Here is a 2,615-nt window from a genome sequence, read left to right on the forward strand (position 1 = left end):
CATGTGGTGCTGGAGGAGGCCCCCGAGCCGGCCGCCCCGCCCGCCGCCGCCCGACCAGATGACACCCGGCCCGTCGGCGACCCGCCGCCGGTCGTACCGCTGGTGCTGTCCGCCAGGTCGCAGCCGGCGCTGGCCGGGCAGGCCCGCCGGCTGCGCGACCTGCTGGCCGCCGCGCCGGAGACCGACCTCGCCGGCACCGGACTCGCCCTGGCCACCGCGCGTTCGGTGTTCGACCACCGGGCGGTGGTGACGGCCACCGGGCGACAGCAGGCGCTCGACGCGCTCGGCCTGCTGGCCGGGGGCGAACCCGGGCCGGCCGTCACGACCGGCGTCGCCGCGCCCACCGGGCGCACCGTCTTCGTCTTCCCCGGGCAGGGGACGCACTGGGCCGGCGTGGGTGCCGACCTGCTCGACCAGTCACCGGTGTTCGCCGAGTCGATGCGACGGTGCGAGCAGGCGCTGTCGGCGCACACCGACTGGAAGCTCGGCGAGGTGATCCGGGGCGCGGCCGGCAGCCCGCCGCTGGACCGCGTCGACGTGCTCCAGCCCGTCTCCTGGGCGGTGATGGTGTCGCTGGCGCAGGCGTGGCGTTCGCTCGGCGTCGAGCCGGACGCGGTGGTCGGCCACTCCCAGGGCGAGATCGCCGCCGCGGTGGTCTGCGGCGCGCTGACGCTGTCGGACGCCGCCCGGGTGGTCGCGCTGCGCTCCCAGGTCATCGGCCGGGTGCTCTCCGGCCTCGGCGGCATGGCGTCCGTCCCGCTGCCCGTCCGGGAGGTCGCGGGGCGGCTGGCCGCCTGGGACGGCCGGCTCGACGTCGCGGCCGTCAACGGGCCACAGTCGACCGTGGTGTCCGGGGACGCCGACGCGGTCACCGCGCTGATCGAGGCGTTCGAGGCCGAGGAGGTCCGGGTCCGGCGGATCCCGGTGGACTACGCCTCCCACTCGGCGCAGGTGCGACGGCTGCGCGACGAACTGCTCGCCGTCCTAGGCCCGGTCGACGCCCGTGCGGCGGAGCTGCCCTTCTACTCGACGGTGCAGGGCGGACGCCTCGACACCGCCGGGCTGGACGCCGGCTACTGGTACCGCAACCTGCGCGGTGTGGTCCGTTTCGAGGAAACCGCGCGGTTGCTGCTCAACGACGGGCACCGCGCCTTCGTCGAGGTCGCCGCGCATCCCGTCCTCGTACCCGGGATCGAGCAGCTCGGGGACGACGCCGGCCTCCGGGTGGTAACCGTGGGCTCGCTGCGCCGGGACGCGGGCGGCCTGGACCGGCTCCTGACCTCGGCGGCCGAGGCGTTCACCCAGGGGGTGACCGTGGACTGGTCCCGGGCCCTGGCGGGGGCCGCGCGGGCCGCCGTGGACCTGCCCACCTACGCGTTCCAGCGGCAGCGCTACTGGCTGGAGCCCGCCGCGCCGGCGAATTCCGGCCCGACCTCGGACGGCTGGCGTTACCGGGTCGGCTGGAGGCGGTTGGAGCGCACCGGTGCCGCGCCGGACGGCCGGTGGCTGCTGGTCACCGGCCCGGACCAGCCGGCGGAGCTCGTCGAGGCGGTGCGCGGTGCGCTCGCCGGGCGGGGCGTCGAGGTGCGCCTCCTGACCGTCGAGCCGACCAGCACCGACCGGGCTGCGTGCGCGGCGTTGCTCGCCGGGGCCGGCGGGGACGGGCCGGTCCGGGTGCTGTCCCTGCTCGGCACCGATCGTCGCCCGCACCCCGAGCATCCGGACGTGTCCGTCGGCGTCGCCGCGACCCTGCTGCTCACCCAGGCCGTCGCCGAGGCCCTGCCGGCCGCCCGGCTGTGGGCCGTCACCCGGGGTGCGGTTTGCGTCGAGCCGGGTGAGACCGCCGACGAGCACCAGGCGCAGGTCTGGGGCTTCGGCCGGGTCGCGGCCCTCGAACTGCCCCGGACGTGGAAGGGGCTCGTCGACCTGCCCTCCGACGTGGACGGCCCGGTCTGGGAGGCGTTCGCGGACGTGCTGGCCGGGGAGGAGGACCAGGTCGCGCTGCGCGGCCCCATCGGGTACGGCCGCCGGCTGCGGCGCGCGCCCGCGCTGCCGGCCAAGCGCGAGTACCGGCCCAGGGGCACCGTCCTGGTCACCGGCGGCACCGGCGCGCTCGGCGCCCACGTGGCCCGCCGGCTGGCAGCCGACGGGGCCGCGCACCTCGTGCTGACCAGCCGGCGCGGTGCCGACGCTCCCGGTGCGGCCGAGTTGGTCGGGCAAGTGCGGGCGCTGGGCTCCGAGGTGACCGTGGTGGCCTGCGACGTCGCGGACCGGGCCGCCGTGAAGGAGCTGCTCGCCGGGCTGCCCGCCGACGTGCCGTTGAGCGCCGTATTCCACACCGCGGGTGTGGCGCACTCGGTGCCGATCGGCGAGACCGGGCTGGCCGACATGGCCGAGGTGTTCGCCGGGAAGGTCGCCGGGGCCCGCCACCTCGACGAACTCACGCGGGGGTACGACCTGGACGCGTTCGTCCTGTACTCCTCGAACGCGGGCGTCTGGGGCAGCAGCGGGCAGAGCGCGTACGGGGCGGCCAACGCGGCCCTCGACGCGCTGGCCGAGCGGCGGCGCGCCGCCGGGCTGACCGCCACCTCCGTCGCCTGGGGCCTGTGGGGCTC

Annotated in this window: 1 protein-coding gene; it reads left to right on the forward strand. The window is 77.2% G+C overall.

Annotated elements, in window-relative coordinates; all coding sequences use genetic code 11:
- The coding region (locus tag E1258_RS31875; protein WP_132407596.1) for a type I polyketide synthase at positions 1-2,615 on the forward strand (2,615 nt) is incomplete at both ends.

Origin of the sequence: Micromonospora sp. KC207 (assembly GCF_004348615.1) — a bacterium.
In the GTDB taxonomy this organism is placed as follows: domain Bacteria; phylum Actinomycetota; class Actinomycetes; order Mycobacteriales; family Micromonosporaceae; genus Micromonospora.